The following is a 5999-nucleotide window of genomic DNA, read 5'->3' as shown; positions in this document are numbered from 1 at the left end:
ATTAATACGACTAGACTTGCATTCAGGACATTTGAGGGACTCTAATTTGCTGTTCATTGTTTTTCGTCAACTTTGCTCTCGATCGCTATATCATACATCAATTCAGCAACGCCCCTTTTTTCATCTGCCTGAGCTAGGAATAGGAGCAATTGTACCATCCCCAGTTTAACTGCTTGTTCGTCGCCAACGCCATCTGTAGAACTCCTGGCATATATAGTTCTTTTTCTGTAATTTGTCAAGTACAATTTATACCAAATTAGATGCGATTACCCTGTGGTACAACCGACTTACATTTAAGTAATTGTTGATGCAGCAGTGATGTATAATTGTCAGATTGGTGAAAATATATGCTGGCAATTAATAGTTAGTAATGGTCGGATTTTTGACGTTTTATGGGTTAAGAAGATTTAACTGATGTCCGAGTATCAATTTTCAGGAATTCCTAACTGGGTGATGTGAGCGTTGCACATATTTTGGGGTGTTTTTACTTACTATTATCTCGAATGATTCACTTTTACCCCCTCAATCCGCCTATGTGCCAGTTGGGGGTGCGGAATGTGGGTTGTAACTGCCGCTGCACGCAGATAAACGCGGATTTAAGGTTTATCTGCGAGGGTTACAAGTTTATTTTTGCTTAGCAGCAGCTTTTTTCTTTGCCTCTTTTTCGGCTTTTTTAGCTGCTTTTTCTGCTTCAAGTTTGGCTAACTTAGCTAGCTCTTTTTCCTCAGCAATTTTATCGAGATAGTAGTGGTAATCTCCCAAATAAGGGCGAAACTCTCCGTCCCGAATTTCGACAATTTTGTTAGCGACTTGGGAGATGAAATAGCGATCGTGCGAAACAATAATTACCGTACCGTCATAATTCTGAATCGCTTCTTCCATCATCTCTTTCGCCGGAATGTCGAGGTGATTTGTCGGTTCGTCCAAAATCAGCAAATTCACGGGAGTCAACAGCATTTTTGCCAAAGCTAGGCGGGCTTTTTCGCCGCCGCTTAAAGCGCCAACCTGTTTGAATACTGTTTCGCCAGTAAATAAGAAACGGCCCAACAAAGTCCGAACTTCTTCATTTTTCCAGTCTGGAACTTCGTCGTGAATCGTTTGCATCACGCTTTTATTCAAATCTAAGGCTTCAGCCTGATTCTGTTCAAAGTAACCGGGGATGACGTTGTGACCTCCCAATTTGACAGTACCTTCAGTCGGCTTTTCCAAACCCATAATCATCCGCAGCAGGGTTGATTTGCCCGCGCCGTTGGGGCCGAGAAAGGCAATACGATCGCCCCTTTCAATTAATAAGTCGGCTCCCAAGAATAGGATTTTTTCGCCGTAGGTGTGCACCAAATCTTCAATTATTGCTACTTCGCGGCCGCTGCGGGGTGCGGGGGGAAAGCGGAAATGCAAAGTTTTTAATCCGCCGGTGGGCGCTTCGATGCGTTCGATTTTGTCTAACTGTTTCTCGCGGCTTTTGGCTTGGGTGCTGCGAGTGGCGCTGGCGCGGAATTTTTCTACGAATGCTTGCTGTTTTTCGAGTTCTTTTTGCTGGCTTTCGTAGGCGCTGAGTTGGGCTTCTCTGGCTTCTGCTTTTTGCAGCAGATAGGAGGAGTAGTTGCCGAGGTAGGTGCTGGAAACGCCACGTTCTGTTTCGACGATTTGGGTGCAGAGCCGATCGAGAAATTCCCGGTCATGGGATACGATTACCATCGGGGTTGTCAGCCCTTTGAGGTATACTTCCAGCCATTCGATCGTTTCTAAGTCGAGGTGGTTGGTAGGTTCGTCGAGTAGCAGGATGTCGGGTTTTTGCAGGAGAATTTTGCCCAAACTCATCCGCATTTGCCAGCCGCCGCTGAAGGCGCTGACTAATCGATCGCCATCTTCGGGTTCAAATCCGATTTCTGGTAAAATTTTCTCGATTTGGGCTTCTAAACCGTAGCCGTTTAAGCCCTCAAATTGTCTTTGCAGCCGATCCATTTTGTGGATCAGTTCGTCGAGATTTTCTGGGGTGGAGTTTTCCAAGTCTCGATGGACTTGCATTAGGGATTCATGGACTTCGTTGGCTTCGCTGAAGGCACGCCAAAATTCTTCTTTGACGGTGCGAGTCGGATCTACTTCAAATTCTTGGGAGAGGTAGGCGATGTGTAAGCTGGCGGGGCGAATGACTTCGCCTGCGGTGGGTTCGATTTCGCCGGCGATGATTTTGAGTTGGGTGGATTTACCGGCACCGTTAACGCCGACTAAGCCGATGCGATCGCCTGGCTTGACTTCCCAGGTGACATCTTTGAGTACGACGCCTGTGGGGTAAATTTTACTGATGTGTTCGAGTCGCAGCATTGTTGTGGGGACTGGGGAAGGGCAGGTTTAGCGGCGGATGGGATGCCGGCGCTGAGGTCGAGTTAATCTTAACAAATTTTAATTATATTTAGACACTGGCAATATTTTGATTTGGTGGGAGTTACGCGAAGAAACGGGGTTTCTATGAAAAATCGCAGATTCTCAGCTAGATATCTACGAAGAAACCCGGTTTCTGGCCTCGATATGGGTTCAGGACTATTTGGGTGGGGCGATCGCTACCGATCCTATGAGTGAATAAACCTGTCAATAATCCCCTATATTTTTCGTAGCTCAGCAGCCTTAATGCTCTTATAATCAAAGTTTCAGAGGCGTTCTCACCCCCTCAGTGCGTTTCGTAAAGCTGAGTTTTGCTAAGATGTAATAAATAAGCTAAAAAGCAAGCAGGTAGCCATGACAGCCACCCTGATTCAAACCCCACAACCGGGAGTTGTGCTGAAAAATATTAGTTGGCAGACTTACGAATCTCTGGTAAACGAGTTAGCCCAACAGCGGGGAATTCGTTTGACTTACGATCGAGGTACTTTAGAAATTATGACTCCATCAGCACCCCATGAGGGGAACAAAAAAATCTTAGGACGCTTTGTAGAAACAGTAACAGAAGAGTTAAATGTAGAAATTCGCAGCTTAGGTTCTCTGACTTGCAGGCGCCAGGATTTAGAACGCGGATTAGAACCGGATCAGTGCTACTACATCGAGAATGAGGAAATTGTCCGCAGCCTCAATCAAATCAATTGGAATCAAGATCCGCCACCGGATTTAGTAATCGAGATTGACATCACTAGCAGTTCTATCAACCGCATGGAATTGTATGCGAGTTTGGGCGTGCTAGAGGTTTGGCGTTATGACGGTTCGCGTTTAATATTCTCTCAGTTAGAAGGTCAGGAATATGTAGAACGGGACGTTTCTCCTCACTTTCCTTTTTTGTCGCCATCTCAGATTATGGGATTTTTGGAAACGCAAAAAGATGTGGGGGAAACGTCGATGATTCGAGGGTTTAGGCAGTGGGTGAGAAGTCAAATTCACTAAGGGGAATGAGAGGAATATTTATCTCTATGAAAGATAAAAAATATTTTTTAGCTATAAATTCAAAAGAATACGCAGTCTTTCTTCTACCATCATTAATGTTGTGGGAGAAACTGTACCCCACAGTTCAAAAAATCTTTCTATACTGATCGATCGCACCTCTTCACATTTAATGAAACTTCGCTGTCTAAGTCCTCCTTCTGGGGGGTTAACTTCGACGTGCCAGGGAATTCCTTTATCTTTCGATGTGACTGGTAGTACGACAACTAATCCCGAAGCACCCTGATTGAATAAATCTACAGATGTCACTAGACAGGGACGCTTGCCAGCTTGCTCTCTTCCTCGTGTTGGGTTCAAGTCAATCAGCCATATATCACCCCGTGATGGTTTTGCGGATGTCATTCTAAACCATCCTCTAAAGTGATATCCCAAGCTTCCCGTTCTTCAAGTTCTTCTTGCCAAGCTTCTGGGCGATCGCGTAAGGCAAGATAAGCTTGGTTGGCTGCTGCTAAAAACTGTTGTCTTCGGTATTGTTCTATTGCTTGTTCGAGAACTGTTTCGATTGGTTTTCCTGAGAGTGCAGAGATTTCTGCGAGGGTTTGATAAGATGTATTGCTAATTGTAACTGTAGAAGTTTGATCCATGTTACTTGTTTACTTACTTCGACTTTACGCAACTATTATAGCTTAAAAGCTTGGGGTCGCACAGGCGGGACGCCCGTGTCACGATGGACGGGGATAGATGAAAGGGCGATCGTCAAATATTCGAGCTTTTGAGAAGCAAATCGGGTTTTCTATGCCAAGTATTCAGCTTTTTTCCATCCAAGTATTCAGCTTTTCTCCATCTATTACACCATTTTTTAGCCGATACACACCAGAAAGTTCTAAGCGTCCATGCCGTTCATTATGATTTCCACCAATCAATTGACGTTCTCCTAATACTGTCCAAATAATGTCTAAATTATTTGCAGTGAGAAAGTTAACCAGTTTATTTTTAGAGATTAAAAATTTGTCTGGAGACAGTTCATCTAAAGGATTAAATGCAACAAGTTCATTATTTGAATTTCTAAATTTAAAATATTCTCCTGACCATCTTAATTCCATATTCTTCATTAGCCAAGCAGAAGGAATTAAAGCAGATATTCTTTCATCAGTTGAACAATCAAAACTACTACTAAAAGAATATCCTGTTGTTGTTACAACGACAGGATAAGGTAAGTCTCCGTGTGTAAGATTTGTGTGAGACTCCCAATAATTATCTGCATTCCATGTATGATAGGGTAAACCCCAACAAAATTCACCAATAAATTTATCAAAAATTTCTCCAGATTCTGGCATCCATCTCTCTTCAAAAGTTTTATCTTTTAACCATTGGTATATCTCTTCCATATTTTCACAACGCACAATATAGCTTCGTATCTGATACCACATTTGTCGTTGATAAGTTTCATATTTTTCTTGTTCTAAAGGTTCTTTTTCTTCCCAACCATAATGACCTTCTAAAGTTAACCAAACTGTTTCATCATTAGGATTAGTTAATTCAATGAGTTGACATGGATCTGGACAGTCATCTTGTTGCTTTATCCAGTCTATCTGTCCTTGTTGATCAACTTCCTCAAATGTATAGTCAATAGATTTTAACCAAATTTTTTGATTATTTTGTTGAGATTCAGGAATTTGTTTTAACAAAAAGGATGGATCGATATCTCGGATTCCAATCTGCCAAGTTCCTTCATAAACAGATGATTCAGATACTTCATCCAACCAAGAAGAAACTCTAAACTCTAAATTATCTGCCATGCAACCAAGAAATTCATGAAGGGCAATCCATTGGTATTTCTTACCAATTCGTTCTGGTTTATCCGCAGCACGACCATGACTACCACAACGCCTATCAAACCAACCGAACTTCTCAATTGTCCATCCTAATTCAAGAACTCGCTTAACAATCCAGCGTTTTGCAATAGAAGTATCGAACCGACATTTATCTTCCCTTGGATTTTCTAAAAATTGTACAACATACTTTTCAAAAAATTCTGTTTTTTCCTGGTCAATAATTTCATAAAAAGATGCTTTGCTAGATGTAATAGCTTCCTTTAATTCTTCGTCTGTAAACTCTTCTTCAAAATATTTTATACGACTTTCAGGGTCTAGTTGTTTATACAAGTTGACATTCTCGGATATTGTTTTATATTCTTCCCATACTGGTTTCTGTGTAGTTGTAAGAGAGTCTATAAATTGCTCATATCTCTGTTTTTTAGTGGGTTCATTTGGCTCTCCTAATATACAGGAAGACCAGTAACGAGTACGATATTCTATAACATACCGAGAAAAATCGCCTCCCATAAAATAGTCCATAACTGATGTATAGAGAACATCAAGGCTCCATTTAGGATCTTCTTTAAAACTATTAAATTGAGTTTTCTTTGAAACCCTTCTTAGCTGACATATAATTAAAGAGTTTGACTCCCATGACTTAAATAATAAAAGGTAATTGCTCAACCCCCTTGACAAGAAGACAAGATAGACATTAGATCAAGGAATGGAAAAACTCCCCGACCTAAAACAGCTATCGAACGAGGCAAAAGAAGCCTTGATAGTAGAGCTATGGGAGAAAATCCAAAAACTAAC

General features: G+C 41.7%; 6 protein-coding genes. 1 reads left to right on the top strand and 5 read right to left on the bottom strand.

The window, feature by feature from the left end:
* Positions 1-53 precede the first annotated feature (53 nt).
* The gene (locus tag NDI35_RS29525; protein WP_445315805.1) at positions 54-239 is read right to left on the bottom strand and encodes a hypothetical protein; all 186 of its coding nucleotides are present in this window, start codon (positions 237-239) and stop codon (positions 54-56) included.
* 385 nt (positions 240-624) lie between these two features.
* Positions 625-2325 carry an ABC-F family ATP-binding cassette domain-containing protein gene (locus NDI35_RS29520; protein WP_445315804.1) on the bottom strand — a complete coding sequence of 567 codons (1701 nt, stop codon included), beginning with the start codon at positions 2323-2325 and terminating at the stop codon, positions 625-627.
* A 411-nt stretch (positions 2326-2736) separates the two neighbouring features.
* Between NDI35_RS29520 and NDI35_RS29515 the strand changes: the two genes are divergently transcribed.
* Complete coding sequence (locus tag NDI35_RS29515; RefSeq protein WP_445315803.1) at positions 2737-3372, top strand: Uma2 family endonuclease; 636 nt, start codon at positions 2737-2739, stop codon at positions 3370-3372.
* Between the two features lie 51 nt (positions 3373-3423).
* Here NDI35_RS29515 and NDI35_RS29510 read toward each other — a convergent pair whose 3' ends face one another.
* The 3 genes from NDI35_RS29510 to NDI35_RS29500 form a co-directional block, all read right to left on the bottom strand.
* Positions 3424-3771, bottom strand: a complete 348-nt coding sequence (locus NDI35_RS29510) for a type II toxin-antitoxin system PemK/MazF family toxin (RefSeq protein ID WP_445315802.1) — start codon at positions 3769-3771, stop codon at positions 3424-3426.
* Positions 3768-4013, bottom strand: coding sequence for a hypothetical protein (locus tag NDI35_RS29505; protein ID WP_333239226.1), 246 nt, complete (start codon positions 4011-4013; stop codon positions 3768-3770). Before NDI35_RS29505 ends, NDI35_RS29510 begins: the two co-directional genes overlap by 4 nt.
* A gap of 162 nt (positions 4014-4175) precedes the next feature.
* The gene (locus NDI35_RS29500) at positions 4176-5870 is read right to left on the bottom strand and encodes a hypothetical protein (RefSeq protein ID WP_445315801.1); all 1695 of its coding nucleotides are present in this window, start codon (positions 5868-5870) and stop codon (positions 4176-4178) included.
* Positions 5871-5999 lie beyond the last annotated feature (129 nt).

The organism is Microcoleus vaginatus FACHB-2002, from assembly GCF_040004035.1.
In the GTDB taxonomy this organism is placed as follows: Bacteria; Cyanobacteriota; Cyanobacteriia; order Cyanobacteriales; family Microcoleaceae; genus Microcoleus; species Microcoleus vaginatus_C.
The sequence above is the reverse complement of the archived record's forward strand: the minus strand, read 5'-3'. Positions and strand labels throughout refer to the sequence as shown.